The 18013-nt window shown below is 56.6% G+C and carries 16 protein-coding genes; 2 read left to right on the top strand and 14 right to left on the bottom strand.

The window, feature by feature from the left end; translation table 11 throughout:
• Positions 1-33: 33 nt before the first annotated feature.
• The 13 genes from HJW02_RS11195 to HJW02_RS11135 all read right to left on the bottom strand — a co-directional run bounded on the left by HJW02_RS11195 (position 34) and on the right by HJW02_RS11135 (position 13365).
• Positions 34-1173 carry a metallophosphoesterase gene (locus HJW02_RS11195; protein WP_102721970.1) on the bottom strand — a complete coding sequence of 380 codons (1140 nt, stop codon included), beginning with the start codon at positions 1171-1173 and terminating at the stop codon, positions 34-36.
• A 140-nt stretch (positions 1174-1313) separates the two neighbouring features.
• Entirely contained in the window at positions 1314-2393 is a 1080-nt protein-coding gene (locus tag HJW02_RS11190) for an alpha/beta hydrolase (protein WP_102721969.1), read from the bottom strand.
• Positions 2394-2414: 21 nt separating this feature from the next.
• On the bottom strand, positions 2415-3263 hold the full coding sequence (locus tag HJW02_RS11185; protein ID WP_102721968.1) for an aldo/keto reductase: 849 nt from the start codon (positions 3261-3263) through the stop codon (positions 2415-2417).
• Positions 3264-3509: 246 nt separating this feature from the next.
• Positions 3510-3830, bottom strand: coding sequence for an antibiotic biosynthesis monooxygenase family protein (locus tag HJW02_RS11180; RefSeq protein ID WP_208050641.1), 321 nt, complete (start codon positions 3828-3830; stop codon positions 3510-3512).
• Between the two features lie 360 nt (positions 3831-4190).
• Positions 4191-5186 carry a DUF362 domain-containing protein gene (locus HJW02_RS11175; RefSeq protein WP_102721967.1) on the bottom strand — a complete coding sequence of 332 codons (996 nt, stop codon included), beginning with the start codon at positions 5184-5186 and terminating at the stop codon, positions 4191-4193.
• A gap of 76 nt (positions 5187-5262) precedes the next feature.
• Positions 5263-6438 (bottom strand): MalY/PatB family protein, encoded by a 1176-nt coding sequence (locus HJW02_RS11170; RefSeq protein WP_102721966.1) that lies wholly within the window; start codon positions 6436-6438, stop codon positions 5263-5265.
• Positions 6435-7307, bottom strand: coding sequence for a DUF3737 family protein (locus tag HJW02_RS11165; RefSeq protein ID WP_102722084.1), 873 nt, complete (start codon positions 7305-7307; stop codon positions 6435-6437). The genes HJW02_RS11170 and HJW02_RS11165 overlap by 4 nt, the downstream gene beginning before the upstream one ends.
• Before the next feature lie 275 nt (positions 7308-7582).
• On the bottom strand, positions 7583-8593 hold the full coding sequence (locus HJW02_RS11160; protein ID WP_102721965.1) for an EamA family transporter: 1011 nt from the start codon (positions 8591-8593) through the stop codon (positions 7583-7585).
• Positions 8594-8614: 21 nt separating this feature from the next.
• On the bottom strand, positions 8615-9892 hold the full coding sequence (locus tag HJW02_RS11155; RefSeq protein ID WP_102722083.1) for a DUF418 domain-containing protein: 1278 nt from the start codon (positions 9890-9892) through the stop codon (positions 8615-8617).
• A 224-nt stretch (positions 9893-10116) separates the two neighbouring features.
• Complete coding sequence (locus HJW02_RS11150) at positions 10117-10470, bottom strand: cyclophilin-like fold protein (protein ID WP_102722947.1); 354 nt, start codon at positions 10468-10470, stop codon at positions 10117-10119.
• Between the two features lie 402 nt (positions 10471-10872).
• Positions 10873-11409 (bottom strand): flavodoxin family protein, encoded by a 537-nt coding sequence (locus HJW02_RS11145; protein ID WP_102711382.1) that lies wholly within the window; start codon positions 11407-11409, stop codon positions 10873-10875.
• A gap of 17 nt (positions 11410-11426) precedes the next feature.
• Positions 11427-12614 carry an iron-containing alcohol dehydrogenase gene (locus HJW02_RS11140; protein ID WP_240454325.1) on the bottom strand — a complete coding sequence of 396 codons (1188 nt, stop codon included), beginning with the start codon at positions 12612-12614 and terminating at the stop codon, positions 11427-11429.
• 424 nt (positions 12615-13038) lie between these two features.
• Positions 13039-13365, bottom strand: a complete 327-nt coding sequence (locus HJW02_RS11135; protein ID WP_102722945.1) for a hypothetical protein — start codon at positions 13363-13365, stop codon at positions 13039-13041.
• Positions 13366-13468: 103 nt separating this feature from the next.
• On the opposite strand from HJW02_RS11135, the gene HJW02_RS11130 reads away from it, so the two are divergent.
• Positions 13469-14275 carry a S24 family peptidase gene (locus HJW02_RS11130; protein WP_102722946.1) on the top strand — a complete coding sequence of 269 codons (807 nt, stop codon included), beginning with the start codon at positions 13469-13471 and terminating at the stop codon, positions 14273-14275.
• A 334-nt stretch (positions 14276-14609) separates the two neighbouring features.
• Positions 14610-15797: an acyltransferase gene (locus tag HJW02_RS11125; protein ID WP_102722887.1), complete on the top strand. Its 1188-nt coding sequence runs from the start codon at positions 14610-14612 to the stop codon at positions 15795-15797.
• A gap of 116 nt (positions 15798-15913) precedes the next feature.
• On the opposite strand, the gene HJW02_RS11120 is transcribed toward HJW02_RS11125, so the two are convergent.
• Positions 15914-17125, bottom strand: a complete 1212-nt coding sequence (locus HJW02_RS11120; RefSeq protein WP_102752989.1) for a BACON domain-containing protein — start codon at positions 17123-17125, stop codon at positions 15914-15916.
• Positions 17126-18013 lie beyond the last annotated feature (888 nt).

Genomic DNA, 18013 nt, shown 5'->3' with positions numbered 1-18013 from the left:
CCAAAGATTGCACCCACTCCACTCTAAACACTCTTATTCCTCTTTCCGGAGCCGGATCAGCACGATTTCCGAAGGAACGCCGATGCGGATGGGAAAGCCGTTCCAAATCCCCGCCCCGTTGGAGACATACAGCTTCATACCCCCCACCGTGTACAATCCGGACACAAAGCCCTCGTTGAACCGGGCCACCAGCCGGTCAATGCCGGCAATCATGCCGCCGTGCGTATGGCCGGAAACCTGGAGGTCCACGCCGTGCTCCGCCGCTTCCGGGGCCAGCCGCGGCTGATGGGCGGCGAGGATGCGCACCCCCTTTTCCGGGGCTCCCGCCAGCGCCTTGCGTATATCCGGCACCTCCTTTCCCATGATGCCGGCTACAGGATCCGTCACCCCCGCCAGCACTACCGCGCCCCCGCCCGTCTGCACATGTTCATTGTGAAGCATACGGATGCCCAGGGTGGGCAGGAACTCCATCCACTCCTCATAACCGGAATAATACTCATGATTGCCCGGCACGCCAAACACCCCGTACCTGGCCTTCAAATCCGCAAGCGGCCTCAAATCATCCCCGTGCACGGGAACCGTCCCGTCCACGAAGTCCCCGGCAATAATGACGATGTCCGGATTCAGGGCATTCGTGCGTTCCACAATTTTCCTGATGCGGTCCGCCCGCGTGATGCCGTCCACATGAAGGTCCGCCAGCACGGCGACTGTCAGGCCGTCCGCCCCATCCGGCAGATGGTTCACGGAAATCGTTTCCTCCTTCACCCGCGGCACCCCGGTTCCTCCGGCCATCCCCACGGTAGCCAGTACGGCGGCGAAAGCCAGCAGGGCAAGATTCACCCGGTTGCCGATGATGCGGAACCGTTCCGTCTTCTTCTTCCGCAGGCAGAACAGAACCAGCAAATACAGGAGGCGTATCACATCCGCCGCCAGCAGCAGGAAAAAGAACAGGAAAAGCACGGAGAACAGCCATGCGGCCGCCAGCAGGACGCCTTCCGGCAGAACCGGGGAGAAAAACATGGGGCCGCCGAACAAATGCAGCAGATGGAATTTGAACGCCGCCACCGCCAGAAGGACGGCAAGCAGGGCCTTCCAGCCCCATTTCAGCCTAAGCGGCAGAATGGCGCGGCAGAAAACGTAAACCGCCAGCAATGCTCCGAAAATCAGTATCATGTGTCTCTTGCTTAAAATGGCTTGAACCCCGCCGGAACAGGAAGAACGCTGTCCTTCCCCTGCGAACAACCGGCAGACGGCTTATCATGTTGAGTCCCTCACCGTAATCAGCTTCCTTCAAAGTCAGCCGCAGAACCTCCTTATTTCAGATGCTCCTGAAAGAACTGCTCGATTTTGCCGAAAGGAATAACCCCGGCTTGATTGTCATAGAGATCCACATGGCTCGCGCCGGGAATGATCATCAGCTCCTTGTTATCCCCTTTCAACTTCTTGAAGGCATCCTCGCTGAAATAGCGTGAATGGGCTTTTTCTCCGTGAATCATGAGCACGGCGCTGCGGATTTCCCCGCTGTACGCCAGGAGGGGCATATTGATGAACGAGAGCGCGGAGGTGGTATTCCATCCGCCGTTCGAGTTGAGCGAACGCTTGTGGTAGCCGCGGGGCGTCTTATAGTAATTGTAGTAATCCTTCACGAATCCTGGGGCATCGTCAGGCAGGGGATCGGGCACGCCCCCCGCGAGCGCATAAGAACCGTTTTTTGCATCGGCGGTGCGCTGGGCATTCAGTTGTTTGCGAAGCTCATAACGGGCGTCGGCGTCCATCGCGTCAAAATAGCCGTTGGCGTTCACTCGGCTCATATCGTACATCGTGGACGCTACCGTCGCCTTGATGCGGGTGTCGATAGCCGCCGCGTTCACCGCCATGCCGCCCCACCCGCAAATGCCGATGATTCCGATGCGTTCGGGGTCCACGTCGTCTCGTGTGGAGAGGTAGTCGACGGCTGCGGAGAAATCCTCCGTATTGATGTCCGGGGAAGCGACATAACGGGGTTCCCCGCCGCTCTCTCCCGTATACGAGGGATCAAACGCGATCGTTAGAAAACCGCGCTCGGCCATCGTCTGGGCATAGAGCCCGGAAGATTGTTCCTTCACGGCTCCGAAGGGGCCGGAAACGGCGATAGCCGGCAACTTTCCGCCGGCCTTCCGGGGGATATACAAATCCGCGGCCAGCGTAATGCCGTAGCGGTTGCGGAAGCTTACCTTGCGGTGGTCTACCTTGTCGCTCTTCGGAAACACCTTGTCCCATTCCTGCGTTAAATTCAGTTGTTCGTTCATGATCCTGTCCGTGTTGGCGTTATTGTTTTCAGCGGATAAGCTCCCTGCACAGCAAATGCAGGCGGAGAAAGCCGCGCAAAACCTTTTAAATGAATGCCCTGTCATCTTTCCAATACTTAAGGTGAATTACTGCTTCCCGTAATTGATCAGGTACAGGACTGATTCCGGGTCCTGATGGCACAGGAAAAGGCTCTCTCCGCGGTCCAGCCTGGCGATGGCGCCCATGTCCTCCTGGGAAAGTTCAAAGTCAAAGACGTTGAAATTCTCCTCCATCCTTTCCCGGTGGGTCGTCTTAGGAATGACGATGATCCCGCACTGGATCAGGAAGCGCAGGGCCGTCTGCGCCGGGGTCTTGCCGTACTTCTCCCCGATGTCCTTCAGCACCGGATTTGTGAAAAATCCATTGCGGCCTTCCGCGAAAGGGCCCCAGGATTCTACCCGCGTGCCGTACTTCGCCATCAGCTCCCGGGCCTTCACCTGCTGGTTGAACACGTGCGTTTCCACCTGGTTGACGGCGGGCTTGATTTCACAGAACTCCGCCAGGTCCACAAAGCGGTCCGGATAAAAATTGCTCACGCCGATGGCGCGGACCTTTCCGGCCCGGTTAGCCTCTTCCATGGCCCGGTAAGTGCCGTAATAATCGTTGAAGGGCTGGTGGATGAGCAGCAGGTCCACGTAATCCGTGCGCAGCTTGCGCAGGGACTCGTCAATGGAAGCCTTCGCCTTTTCATACCCGCCGTTGGTAATCCACACCTTCGTGGTGAGGAACAATTCCTCGCGCGGCACCCCGCTCTTCTCCGCCGCGCGGCCTACGGCCTCCTCATTGCCGTAAATCTGGGCCGTATCAATGGAACGGTAGCCGGCGCCGATCGCGTCCAGCACGCAGCGCTCGCACTCTGCGGCATCAGGTATCTGAAAAACTCCGAAGCCCAGGATGGGCATGACCACTCCGTTATTTAATGTAATTTCTTCCATAATTATTTCTGGTTGTATTTTTTAATAAAATCAAGATAAATCCTTATACCTCACCTCCTTCAAGGAAGGTCCGCGCAAGGGGCATCGTCCATCTAGACATTCGCTCCATCCATCAAACGAAAAAGTTGTCCGATGGCAGTCGACTTCCTGAAAGAACATCCTTTAGTGGACTATCATCATAGCGTTTCCACCGTAGGAGGAGAATAAAGCTCCGGTACGCTGCCTACATTGTTTTCATATTCTTCTCTATTTGTTTGTTTTTATTTTCAGAAATATCTCAGGCATGCCTGCCGGATCAAGGGCATGCATGTCCACTAAGTCGAGGCTCTTCACCATGTGCAGCGTAGCCGTCTTGTACTTCCGGAAGTGAGCGGTCTGAATATGATGCCGGTAGGCTTCGGGAGAAGCGTAGATTTCGAGGATGCGGATTTGTGTGGAATCCCGCTTCATCTGCATCGGGAAAATGCAAATAACTCCCGATTCCTCTTTGACCGATGTAGCTCCTACCACAGAGGCATATTCCAGATATTCTTTCAAATACTGGGGATATACTTCGATTTCGGACATACGGATTAACATATTCTCTGCTGAAACGGCCGGCTTCGTTTGGGCTGATAGCTGGAACGATGTGCTCAAAATCAATAAGCTGATAAAAAGATATCTTTTCATTCTCTTTAAAACGATAACTGATTATTTGGCTTTCTACGGCAGTGTCTGCGCGACGTTCTCATCAGATTGATTTTAGGCCCCCTCTTTATGGAATAAACGATGTGGATTCCCATGGCCCCCTCCCGCCAGGTCGCAGTAGAAATGACGGAGGTTCCCCTCCCAGTCCACCGACTGCATCAATCCCTTTGCCTTTATTACGGAATGCACCGCTCCATCATCAGTATCCATTCTTTAACGTCATCGGATTTAACAAGCCTGCTAAGATTCCAGCTTCTTCAGCTCATACTTCCTGGTGCCCAGGCCTATCTGTTCGGCGTAATCCACCGTGTGCCGCCCATGACGGCTTTCAATGCGCTCAATCAGGGGTTTGCTGTTGTCTCCGGCGGAAGGCTTGACGGCGTAAACGAGGTCCAGGCAGGCTTGGTCCAGCGCCACCGGGTCAAGGGAAGCCAGAATGCCGATGTCCTTCATCTCCGGGTCATGGGGGTGGGCATCGCAATCGCAGTCAATGGACAGCTTGTTCATCACGTTGATATACAGAATCCTGTCCCCGAAGTAATCGGCCACCGCCTGAGCGGAGGCGGCCATGGACTCCAGAAAATCGTCCTGCGCGGCCAGATTGTTCCACACGGCGGCAACGTCCCGCGTTTTTCCGGCGGAATGGATGTACGCCTTCCCGGCCGCTGAGGCTACCCCGATGGACTGGTTCTTGATCACGCCGCCGAAGCCGCCCATGGCATGCCCCTTGAAGTGGGCCAGGTTGATCATGAAATCGTAGTTCTTCAGATGGCTCCCCACGATGTCGTATTCCAGGTGCTTCCTGTCCTTCACCGGAATGGTGAACTCTCCCTCCGCGTCCATGATGTCCACCCGGGCAATATCAGAAAAGCCGTGGTCCTTCGCCGCCTTAAGGTGGTCCTCCGTCCGGGAGCGCTTGCCGCCGTAAGCCGTATTGCACTCCACAATGGTGCCTTTCACGTGATGCACCAAGCCCTTGATCAGGGCCGGACTCAGGAAATTGCGGCCGCCCGGTTCCCCGGTGCTGATCTTGACGGCCACCCTGCCGGAAGCCGTTCGCCCCATAGCCTGGTAAATCCTTACAAGAGCCTCCGGAGAAATCTCCTTCGTCATCCATACCCTGGAAACCTCGTTCTTCTCCGCGGCCGCGCCCAGCGCATATTCCGGCAACGCCAGGCACGCCAGGGCCGCGGTGGAAGACTGGAGCCACGCTCTTCTCGTCATATTATTTCTCATGGCAACTTGATTGTTTGTTCTTGATGATCGTTCTTCGCGCTCTCTCCATTGAGACCTTTCAGGCCGCCGGACGCGTTCATGTTCCGGAAACGCGGCCGCCCAGCGTACGGCAGATTCTTTCCACCCCCTCAAGCAGCAGTTTCCGGGGACAGGCGATGTTCAGGCGGATGAAACAGCCCTCCGATTCCCCGTACATTTCGCCGCCGTTCACCATCACCCGGCCTTCTTCCTCCAGCAAACGGACAATTTCCGCGGAGGAAAGCCCCAGCGCGGAGCAATCTATCCAGACCAGGTACGTTCCCTCCAGCGGCAGCACGCGGAGCTGCGGCAGGCGTTCGCCCAGCATGTCCCGGACCGTCTCGTAATTCCCGTAAAGGTAAAGCTTCAGCTCCTCCAGCCAGTCCTCTCCGCCGTTGTAGGCCGCTTCCAGAGCATCCACGGCGAAGGAATTGACATCGCACACCTCGTTGATGTTGATAGCCTTGTCAATCTTCCTCCGGACCTCCTCATCCGCCGCGACAATATTGGCGATCTGAATGCCCGCCAGATTAAAGGCCTTGCTGGGGGAAATGCAGGTGACGGAATGGCGCAGGGCCTCCTCCGAAAGGGAGGCGAACGGCGTGTAGGGATGGCCGGGATACGTCAGTTCGCAATGAATCTCGTCAGCCACCACCAGCACGCCGTTTCTCCGGCAGATATCCGCGATCTTCTCCAGTTCCGGCCTCGTCCAGACGCGCCCGGCGGGATTGTGGGGATTGCACAGGAGCAGGAGCTTGACGGCGGGATCCGCCGCCTTCCGCTCCAGGTCCTCCGCATCAAGCGCGTACCTCCCGTTCTCGTACTTCAGCGGGCTGGTTTCCGCCACGCACCCGTTATTGCGGATGGAGGAAAAAAAGCAATTGTACACGGGCGTCTGCACCAGCACCTTGTCCCCCGGAGCCGTCAGGGCCCGGATGATGGCGGACAGCGCGGGCACCACCCCCGTGGTGTAAATAATCCACTCCGGGCTGATCTTCCAGCCGTGGCGGCGTTCAAACCAGTTCGTGACCGCCTCATAATAGGAATCCGGAACCCGCGTGTAGCCGAAAATGCCGTGTTCGGCCCTCTTCCGGATGGCCTCCGTCACCGCCGGAGCCGTGCGGAAATCCATGTCCGCCACCCACATGGGCAGAATGTCCGCCCGGGGCATGGAATCCCACTTGTAGGAATTCGTTCCCCGGCGCGGCACAACGGTGTCAAAATCGTACTTCATGCTGCTTCTCCCGACTGCGTTTTTCCCGTTTCAATGGAGCAGTTGGCCGGAGCCTTGCAATGCTCGTCCAGAATAACCTCCCCGTACTCTTCCGCCACGATGCGTCCGCTGCGCGGGTTCTTGACGCTGTGCACGCGCCCCTTGATTTCCGCCTGCACGGAGGAATATTCAAAACAAAGGTCCGCATCCTCCCCGAACGTGCAGTTTTCCAGCACCAGGTTCTCCGCGTAGCACAACGCCTGCGTGCCGGAAATACGGCAATTCACCAGGCGGAGGTTTTTGGAATGCCAGCCCAGGTATTCCCCGTCCACCACGGAATCGTACACCGTCACGTCCTCCGTATTCCAGAAGGCGTCCTTGGAATGAATCTCCGCATTCCGGATCACCACATTCCTGCAATACTGGAAGGAGTAGTTCCCGTTCAGGCGGAAACCGTCAATGTCCATATTCTCCCCGTGCATGAACAGGTAATCGCCCTTGTCCGCCTGCACGTTGCGCAGCTCCGCGTTCCGGCAGTGCCAGCAGCATTCCAGGGCGTCCGTCAGGACCACGTTCTCCAGAACCATCCCGTCCATGTCCCGGAACATCTTGGGGGCTTCCACCCGCGTATCCTTCATGCGCAGGTTCCGGGAATACCAGATGGCGGCTCGGGCGCCTTCCCTGAACAGGCAATTCTCAATCAGCAAGCCGTCGTTGTGCCAGAAAGGGTACTTTCCCCGGAACTCGCACCGTACGGCTTCAATGTCGGAGCATTCCTTCAGGGCGGACTCTCCCGGATAAATCGTGACGTCTTCCAGCCTCAGATGATGGGAGGCAAACAAGGGGCGCTCCCCCTCGTAGGAAGTATTCTTAATCATTTTCTTGGTCATGGTGATGGGTTGGTAAAATGTTCTTTTGGAATTCATCATATGCGTTTAAGCGGCGGCAATCGGCATCCGGAAAAGGAAGACCGGGAAAAAGACGGGGAGCGGCATTCTCCGCATTCCCGGCCTTCTTCTTTCTTCCTTCAGGCTATTCCTTATAGTAACTGTAATGCAAAGGATTTTTAGCATTTTCTCGTTCATCATTTGTAATGTATTCATAATTAATAAATATTAACTGTCATAAAAATCATTTCATGAACCGTGAAATCATGAAAAAAACTTCATTTTTCAGATTCCCGGCACGATATTCCCTTTCTGTACGCCATGGCGGCCGCAGGGGAAAGCGCGCGCCCTTTCCCGGCGGAATCTTCCGGAGGCGTTCTCCTCACCAGCGCGATGCTCCCCAGGATGATGAACAGCCCGGCCATCCGCGCCCACGTCATCCCTTCCCCTCCCGCCGCACACCCCAGGACGACGGCCACCAGGGGGTTCACATAGGCGTGCGTGCCTACTTCCGCCGCCGGACGAACCTTCAGCAGCCAGATATAGCTGGTGTACGCCAGGACGGAGCCGAACAGCACCAGATAAAGGAGTGACAGCCACGCGGAAGCAGGAACTTCCTCCCAATCCATGTTCTCCGGCTCCTTCCGGACGAGGGCCCAGCACCAGAACATCACCCCCGCCGCGAGCATCTGCCACGCCGCCCCGCCCACATTGTTGACCGCCTCCTCCGCGCAGGAACGGTACTTGGCGTACAGCGTCCCCAAAGCCCAGGAAACGCAGCCGAAAACCAGCAGCAGGATACCGTGCGCGCCCTGGCCCCCCCCTTCCTCCCGTCCAAGTTGCTCCGCGAACAAAAGGCCCACTCCCAGGAATCCGGCCGCTATCCCCGCCAAAACGGAAATGCTCCGGAAATTCCTGCGCCACATGGGAACATCCAGCGCGATAATCCAGATGGCCGTGGACGATGCGATGATCGCCACCAGGCTGCTGCTCAAATACTGCTGGGCCAGCATGACGACGGCCATATCCACGAAAAGGAGGATAATGCCGCTGACGGCGGACTTCCGGACCAGGGGACCCCGGAAAATATCCTCCCCCCTTGCCCGCCCGGCCAGCAGCAGAAGGAGCCCCGCCGTGCAGAAGCGCATTCCGCCCAGCAGAAACGGAGGGAACCCCTGCAGCGCCGTCCCGATAAAATAATAGGTGGACCCCCACACCACGTAAATCATCAGATACGCGGTGATGACTCCCAGCCGGCCCGGCGGCTCCGTGATTGGATAAACAGCCATTGGAAAACCTCCATGAACTCTTTACTTGTTAAAAGGAGCCGCCTTCCTTCCGGGGAAAGACGGAGTCTTCCGGAACAACCGGAGCCTTTTCCCGTACGTCAGCATGCGCCAGCCCCATTCCAGGGGGCCGAACAGGCAGAACTTCAGCCAGACGCGGCTGAACAGCGCCTGGAACAGGAAGACGGAGGCAGCTACCAGTTCCACCTGCGCCAGCCCCAGCCGGGCCCCCAGGCGGAAGCCTATTCCGTAAAACAGGACGATGCCCAGCACGGACTGCCCGATGTAATTGGTCAGCGCCATCCGCCCGGGAGCCGCCAGCGCCCGGAACAAGAGAGCGTCCTTCCGGCGAAGGAACCACAGGCAGAAAACGGACACATACGCCAGGCTGAGGGGAATAACGCTGACGGCATACAGGAAGGCCCCGGCCACGGGTCCGCCGCCCAGCAGGTGCAGCGCATGGGCGGCGTACAGGAAGGAAAGGGGCAGCCCCGCCAGAAAACCGCAGCGGCATACCCTCTTCAACAGCGTCCGCCGCCTCTCCAGATTCGCATAAATTCTGTTCCTTCCCACATACAGCCCCAGCAGGAACAAGCCCAGCACCTTGAAGACGCGGTTGCTCTCCAGCAGCTCCTGGACGCGGATGAACGCCCCGGACAGGGTGAACTTCAGAACGTCGGAATAATGTTCCCCGTCCACCAGCCATCTGCCGAAATTCGCGTCCGTAATCCCGCTGAGGCCGTTGAAATACCGTACTGCGCCCCCCACCGGAGCGGCGAGGTCAAACCGGTAGCCTGAAAAAACCTTCAGGGCATCCATGAGAACGGGGCAGAAAACAAGCGCGGCGGCAATCGCCAGCAGCTTTCTGTCCGGCACATTCCGGAACAGCGGCAGCAGCAGGCCGGCCAGCGCATACAGAAGCAGGATGTCCCCGCTCCACAGGAGCATCAGGTGCAGCAGCCCGATCAGGGCCAGAAGGCCCATCCTGCGGTAAAAAACGGCGATGCCGTCGCGCCCCTTCTCCATGGAATGGGACATCATGATGGAAAAGCCGATGCCGAACAACAGGGAAAACAGGCTGTAAAACTTGCCGTCAATAAACACGTACTGGAGGAAGCGGACCACCCGGTCGATTCCGGCGGTGGGCATGGCGGAAACAACCTCCGGACTCTGGAACGTGTACAGGGAAAACTCCGGAAAATTCGCCAGGCAGATGCCGAAAAGCGCCAGTCCCCTCAAGGCGTCCAGAATCACGGAACGCTCCTGCGTGCTGACGGGGCCCATCCTGTCAACGGGAGGCATCCGCCCCTCCTTTCCCATCACCGGGCACCGCAGCGCACGCATTCAATAAATGTTTTATTTTCATATCATTAAAAAAATCTCATGTATCTTTAATATCTTTTCTCCAAAAAAATGAGGCAACAGGCCCCCGCCCGGGAAAAACAGCCTTCTCCCGATTCCTTAAAAAAGGAACGCTGCCCCATCCCGGAGAACCGGGATAAAAACCTGCCGGACAAACCGGAAGGTCAGCGTTTCACGTCAATGGTCACGCGGATCTTTCCGGAAACATCCAGCGCCTTCATCCCTTCCCCGTCCACGCTCCCCAGAATCACCAGGCCGCGGGACGGCTCGAAGGCCTTCCTGAAAATGCACAAATTGCCCCACGGGGCGTAATAGGCGATGGCCCCCCGGAAGGGCTGCCCCATGGCCGGAGCCCCGGCGGTAGACAACTTGCCGGGCAGAGGGCTGATCTTCTCGGTATCGCCGTAATCCTCCAGCGTCAGCGTCAGGGGAAGCCGGGCCACGAAATCCCTGGCGGCGGCATTGTCCTGAAGAGTGGCGGCAATTTCCTTTTCTCCTGCTTTAATCGTAATATTCATGGTGTTCGGGGATGGCTGGGGAGTCTCCGGCTCCGCGGCGCAACAGGGGGCAAGGAAAGCCCCTGCCGCGTACAAATATGGTAATAATTTTTTCATCGTCTATATTTTAATAGGAATGGCTGCCCGGCAGGATTGAACGGGACCGGGAATCCCCGCGAAGAAGGAAAAAACGGCTGCCGGCCTTCTCCGGCAACGGAAGGCGCACCACGGGCAGAAGAAAAGCCGGAAACATTGCCGGAGCTTTTCTTCCCGCGGCGCCCTCATCCCCACCCGGGAAATCGGACGCCGCGGGAAGCTGTCTCACCTATCCTCGCTGGGCGCAAAAAACATTCTATATGAAATCCGGTTGATATTATTCCATGGGCGGTTTTACGGCTGATCTTCTTTAGTGGGGAAAAAGGCTCAAACCCCTATCCCCATGATTCTGGCCTGCTTCATGGCCGGATTGCCCTTGATGCCGCCCATCTTCCAGGCCCCGGTGCCGTAAACCACGCCTTTCTCCACCGCCCCTTCCAGGCAGTCCAGAAAACCGCGGAAGCACTCCACGGTGCGCTCCATATTGGCCCGGTTATCCTCCGCCGCGGCCAGAATGAAGTAAAACTCCTTGTCACGGATGTCCAGATAACGGGGAACCGTGCGGTCGATAAACGTCTTCATCTGGCCGCACAGCGTATAAAAATACACGGGAGTGGCCAGCACGATGGCATCCGCTTCCAGCAGCTTGTCCAGCAACTCTTCCATATCGTCCTTCTGGAGGCAGGCGTGGGTGTCATGGCACACGCCGCAACCGCGGCAATAGCCAATGCGCTTCTCCGCCAGGCGCACCTTCTCCACGTCATGCCCTGCGCCCCGCGCCCCCTTCATGAACTCATCGCACAGGAGGTCGGAATTGCCGCCCTTGCGCGGACTGGAGGAAATGATTAAAATCTTCTTGCTCATGGTACAGGCTCCCGGGCTTACAGATAAGACTTCCGGTAAATGGAAACGCAATCCTCCACGGACAGCTCCGCGCGGTCGCACAGGAACAGGAACCCCATGGTTTCCCGCGCATTGCGAGCCATTTTCCCGAACTCCTCCGGCGCAATGCCGTAATCGCTCATGCGCAGGCCGCTTACGCCGCAATCCCGTTGCAGCCTGTCCAGCATGGTGATGAAATCCATGGGGTCCGCCGCCTCCGGCATTCCCATGGCCTGCGCCATGCGGACAAAGCGTTCATCCGCCACATGCCGTTCAATCAGGTGCGTAAAATACGCCTTGCTGATCATGATGAGGCCGGCCCCGTGGGGCAGCTCCTGATGGTAGGCGGACAAGGCATGCTCCAGGGAATGCTCGCTGGTGCAGCGGCCCACGCACATCACGTAGCCGGACAGGGTATTGCCGAAGGCCACATGGGTACGGGCCTTCAGGTCGGAGCCGTCGGCCACCGCCCTGGGCAGGTAGCGGCTGATATGCTTAATGGCCTCCAGGGCGTACATGTCGCTCATCAGGTTCGTGCCGTTGGAAACGTAGCCCTCCACGCTGTGGAACAGGGCGTCAAACCCCTGGAAGGCCGTAAACAGCGGAGGAACGGTAAGCATCAGCTCCGGGTCCACGATAGAAAGCGCCGGAAACAGGTCCGGATGGACAAAGCCCGTCTTTTCATGCGTTTTCTCGTTCGTGATGACAGTGCCCGCGTCCGCCTCCGATCCGGTGCCGGCGGTGGTGGTAATGGCAACAATCGGCAGGGGCCTGTTGGAAACCGGCTTCCCCTTCCCCGTGCCGGAGGGAATGTAATCCCAGTAATCGCCGTCATTCACTGCGATCAGCGCGATGGACTTGGCGGCGTCCATGCAGCTCCCTCCGCCCAGGGCGATGATAAAATCGCAGCCGTGTTCCCGGGCGAACCGGCCTCCGGCATTGACGGTTGAATTCAGGGGATTGGGCTCCACCCGGTCAAAGACGGCGCAGGCGATTCCGGCCTTGTCCAGTTGCCCCGTGAGGCGGTCCAGATAACCGTTGGCCCGGGTGGATTTCCCGTTGGAAATGACGATCATGGCCTTGCGGCCCGGCAATGCTTCCGCATGCAGGTTCTCCAGTTGCCCGGCCCCGAAAAGAAGCCGGGTGGGCACATGCATGAGAAAGGCGGAATGGGTATGGTTTGACATGATGACAGGTTGGTTTAAAGGCCGCTTCCCGGACTCCCGGAACACCCGTCCGGAAACGGGAAGCAACACACTACCTATCATCTAAAAGGTTACACCTGCTCTAATGAAAGAAAAATCTTAAAAATAATTTTATCTTCATTTCAAATAACTTATTACCAAATATTTCCGACACAAAAAAATAATTACCCCCTGCCATTTCCTCCTCAAAAAAGAGACGATTTCTATTCATTCCCCCCACCGCCACGGAGAAGCTCCGCAACAATGGAAGCTCATCCGGACTCCGGTTCCCCACTGGAACCTTTCATTCCTTCGCAAGCCGTTTCAACCGAGGGAAAACGGACCCGGCTTCATCAAACGCAGTCCCTGTTTATTTCCGGGAGCGGCGCCACAAAAAAACGCTCAGGAACTCCGGCCAGGGTCCGGCTTACGGCCTTATGGAACAGGATGGCTTGGAAGCCTGCAAATCGGAATTATCCATTTCCACGGCCAGCCAGAATACGCCGACGGCCAACAGGCCGAAAGCACAAGCCCCCGCAACGGAAAGAACGGTCATCACCATTTTCTGCCGTTCCGCCTTTGCCCTGCATTGACGGACCAGCGTTTGCACTGCGCCGCAGACTGCCCCCAGGCGGCCGCGCCATCCTTCTTCCCCGGAGGGCTGTCTTTTGGGATGCAGGTCGGGCCTCATCATCACGGAATACGGGAACGGCTCCGGCTTCATCATGGAAATGTCCAAAGGCATGTACTTCATGACTTCTTTTTTAACGATATTCGTTAATCAGTCAACATATTTTTCACGGATTTAATTTACTTCTTTCTATCGACAATTCACGAAAATCGTGTATCATCAAGCCATGACACCGACAAAAGGGGACGTGAAAAACTGGCTGAAAGCCATCGGAAAGGACCGTGACTGGCTCGCCAGGGAATGCGGCACGGAGAAAGGAACGGTCAACAACTGGCTTTCCCCCTCCGGCCCCTTCCCCTCCAACGCCATTTTGAAAATCCACTCCCTGATGTCCCAATACGGGCCGGTTCAGCCGGAAAATGAGGCTATCCAGACCAACCGCCTTGTGCTGGAAATCACGGAGGAACGCATGAGGAAATACGAAAGGGCCGCCTCTGAAAAGGGAGTTCCCCTGCGCCAGTGGCTGACGGAACTGGCGGACCAGGCGGCGGACGCGCGCCAGCTCCGGACGGGGCAAAGCTCCTTCATTCCCTTGGCGGAACAACTCCCGTCCCTTGCCGGACATGCCGGGCGCGAATACAGCACGCAGATTGTCGGCAACATCGCCGCGGGCTCCCTTGCGGAAAGCGATACCGTCCCGTCCACCATCTACATGGAAAGGCCCCTGGGCAAAAACGAATACGTGGTCCGCGTAGAAGGAAAATCCATGGAACCCCTCATCCCGGACGGCGCGCTGGTAGTCATGCGGCGCCATACGGCCCCGCCCGTCCCCAAGCCGGGAACCATCGTGGAATACAACGACGGACGCGGAGTGACCCTGAAAAAACTGATCCGGAAGAAAAATGCGGAAACCGGAAAAACGGAATACCTGCTCCAGCCCCTCAATCCCGCGTTCAAGGATATTGCCCCCATGGAGGGAGGCAGCATCTCCGGGGTATACGTGGAAACGCTCGCGAACTACCGCAAGGGGTAGCCTTCTGCCCCATCATACAGGAAAAGGCGCTCCCTGTTCCCCATCCACTCCCGCCTCCAAAGCCGTCTTCCCTCCCTGCCCGGCGGTGATTCCCCCTATTCCCCCTATTCCCCCTATTCCCCCTATTCCCCCTATTCCCCCTATAAAGCCCTATGATAAAGGACAATGGATGAAAGAACTTGCAGGGTGGAATGGTATTTGATTAGGTAACGCGAAAACTGCGCCTCCGGATGATTTCTCCCCTGTACGGGGCTATCCGTAGCGGGGAATGGGCTGATACGGCGGACACTCTCTCAAAACAAAACGAAAACAACATTAAAAAACAGCTTCTCCTATGTCGAACTCACAGAACTCTCCCATCCCACCCGGAAGTGAAAAACATCACTACCACATTCTTGACGGATTGCGCGGGGTGGCCGCCATTGTCGTCGTGTGGTTCCATATCTTTGAAGCATACGCCACCAGCCATGTGGACCAAATCATCAACCATGGCTACCTGGCCGTCGACTTCTTCTTCATGCTGTCCGGCTTTGTCATCGGCTATGCCTACGACAACCGCTGGAAAACGATGACGACCGGGGAATTCATCAAGCGACGCCTCATACGCCTGCAGCCCATGGTGGCGATCGGGGCGGTCATCGGCGCACTCATCTTTTATTTCCAGGGCTGTTCCGCATGGGATGTATCCCAGGTCGCGGTCATCTCCCTGCTGGTCGCCACCTTCGTCAATGTCCTGCTGATTCCGTCGCCTCCCGGCCTTGAAATCCGGGGACTGGGGGAGATGTATCCGCTCAACGGGCCAAGCTGGTCGCTATTCTTTGAATACATCGGCAACCTTCTTTATGCGCTGTTCATCCGGAAACTCTCCACGCGTTCCCTGGCCGTGCTGGTGATCCTGGCCGGATGCGGCCTGGCTTCCTTCAGCTTCTGGGGACCCAATGGAGACATCTGCTCCGGCTTCGCCATGACCGGCACGGAATGGACAGGCGGCTCCCTGCGCCTGCTGTACTCCTTCTCCGCGGGGCTGCTTCTGTTCCGCCTGTTCAAGCCCTTCAACATCAAGGGTTCCTTCTGGCTATGCGGCATCTCCCTCGCCATCCTGCTAGCCGTGCCCCGCCTGGGAGGAGAAGACGCTTTCTGGATGAACAGCCTCTATGAAACCGTGTGCTTCGCGGTCTTCTTCCCCCTTATCCTCCTCTTTGGCGCTTCCGGAAAAATCACTGATCCCTATACGGATAAAATATGCCGGTTCCTGGGCAGAATCTCCTACCCCCTGTACATGGTGCACTACCCGTTCATCTACCTGTACTATGCGTGGGTGAAAAACGGAGGCCTTTCCTTCCCGGAATCCCTCCCGGGAGCGTTGGCCGTCGTCATCGGAAGCATCCTGCTGGCTTGGCTCTGCCTGAAGTTCTACGATGAACCCGTCCGAAGCTTCCTGGCAAAGCATTTCCTGAAACGGAAAAATAACCGCAGCCTTGAGCCTTCATCTTCCGTACTCCAAAAAAAGACGGACGGCTAAAAGCCGCCCGTCTGAATGCGAACCAATGTTCGCCTCTGTCGGTTGATGCGGACAGCCGCTTCAAGCGTTACTGTCCATCAGTCCAGAGCAGGCCATGACCGTTATTTACGCCTGCCTCACGCTTGGACAGTTTGCGTGATGACGACTTTTTCATAGGCTTTAACTCCGGCCGCCGCATGGTTGCCATCCGTCGCAAGGATGAGCGAGCCATGCCGCGTTTCTTCCGCTGCCCCGGCTGATACGGTCACGACAGCGCCGTTCTCCCAATGCTCTGCGCCTGCGTCCAGCCAGTCGGGCTTTGAAACCAGCGTCCATGCAGAACCGGCGCCGGAATTCAGCGTCAACGAAGAGCTTCCCCCGGCAGAAGGCAGATCGATACCGGATAAAGGAGCATTCGAATTGCGCTCAACCCATTTGGAACGGGAATAGGGAAGCGGCTGCTTGCCGAGCCAGTCCCTCAGCTTGTTATCTTCCACGTGCGCTATGGCGGAATAAATTTCACTGTTGCCATGAAACAGCAGCTGCGCCTCAGTGATGGCGTAACCCTGCGAGGCCGGCGTAGCGGCGATAAGCTTCAGTTCTCCCGAGGGCGTCACGTAATACACGTCCAGATACTGGTGACGGTAGGCATAAATGAGGCGTGCCATTTTAACATTGTAAAATTCCTCCGGCATATCCCATTCATAAACGCTCAGCACCCCCGGAGCCACGGCGGAATTCGAGAGCCTGGAATGATATTTCACCCGGAATTTGCGCAGAGCACTGTCGATTTGAAGACTGATATAAATGCCGGCGGCATTGCCTGTTTGCCGTATGGTATGGGCATAGGCATAATGATCTTCCGGAGGAGCGGTAAAATCCGCAAACGTGCATGAGCCCACCTCAAAAACGGCCCGTTCATCCGGAACGAAATTGATTTGTACAACGACCTTGTCCTTGCTCCACCATCCCCACGGGTTTCCGACGCCTCCCACTTTAACCGGCCTTCCGTCGGCAGGTCTGGAGATATTGAACCCCATAGGCCCCTTCTGCTTAACCGTCGCGTTGAAGGCGCTTATCAGAGGTATGCAGGAACAAGCCGTCACCTTCGCGAGCATGCGCCCGGTTTCCAGTGCATCCGGGGTCAAGGTTCCATCCAGCACAACAGGTCCGCTGAACGACCCGGCACCTGCGTGGGTATTGTCTCCGGCATAAACGGAGGACGCCTCCGGAACAGCAGCGGCCGGATTCCGTCCAGCACGTTCTTCTTCCGTGAAGTGTACTGTTGTATTTTCAAACTGTTCTGTTGTTTCATCCTGGGATGCCAGGGCAACTTTAGTAGTATTCATGGTTTTGTTTATTATTGTTATTTGAATGAAGTAGCCTGACAACTCTGCTGTCTTCCTATCCATGATGGAAACCCCGGAAACATCCTCGCTCGTGAAAAGCCTGAGAGTCTTCCCGGATTTTGACAGTTTCAACGGTTAGACGACTTCTGTGGTGGTTTCCACAGGAACCCCTTTTCCCAGTCGGGACAACCGGAATCTGATCCAGCCGTCCCCTGATTTAACGTGTCCTCCATTTTCCGAATAACACAGCAATCATTGCTGCCACTGCAAAAAAAATCCTGCATCTGTTCCAAAGAAATAGCATCCTGCATGAAGCGTTAGCCTCCTCCGGGTTGTGCTTCTGTTCCACCTGTTCAAGCTCGTCAACATCAAAGCTCCTTCCGGCTATGCGGCATCTCCCTCGCCATCCTGCTGACCGTTCCCCGTCTGGGGGGAGAAGACGCTTTCTGGATGCACAGTCTCTATGAAACCGTGTGCTTTGCGGTATTCTTCCCCCTCATCCTCCTCTTTGGAGCTTCCGGTAAAATCACCGATCCCTATACGGATCGGATAAAATATGTCGGTTCCTGGATAGAATCTCCTACCCCCTGTACAGGGTGCATTACCCGTTCATCTAACCTGTACTATGCGTGGGTGAAAAACAGAGACTCTTTCCACCCCAACGCCCTACCGTCATCATTGGAAGCATCCTGCTGGCGAGGCTCTGCCTGAAGTTCTACGATGAACCCGTCCGAAGCTTCCTGGCGAAGCATTTCTTAAAACGGAAAAACAGCCGATAACCTTGGAGCCGACATCATATGATTATTCCTCTATCCAAGGTGCCAATTTTTCTTTCTCATCGTAGGGAATTTTCCTAAATTCGAATAATTTACTTTGAGTAGATACTTC

This window comes from Akkermansia sp. GGCC_0220, from assembly GCF_017566105.1.
Classification (GTDB): Bacteria; Verrucomicrobiota; Verrucomicrobiia; order Verrucomicrobiales; family Akkermansiaceae; genus Akkermansia; species Akkermansia massiliensis.
Note: the sequence above shows the minus strand (reverse complement) of the source record. Positions and strands in the feature narration are given on the sequence as shown.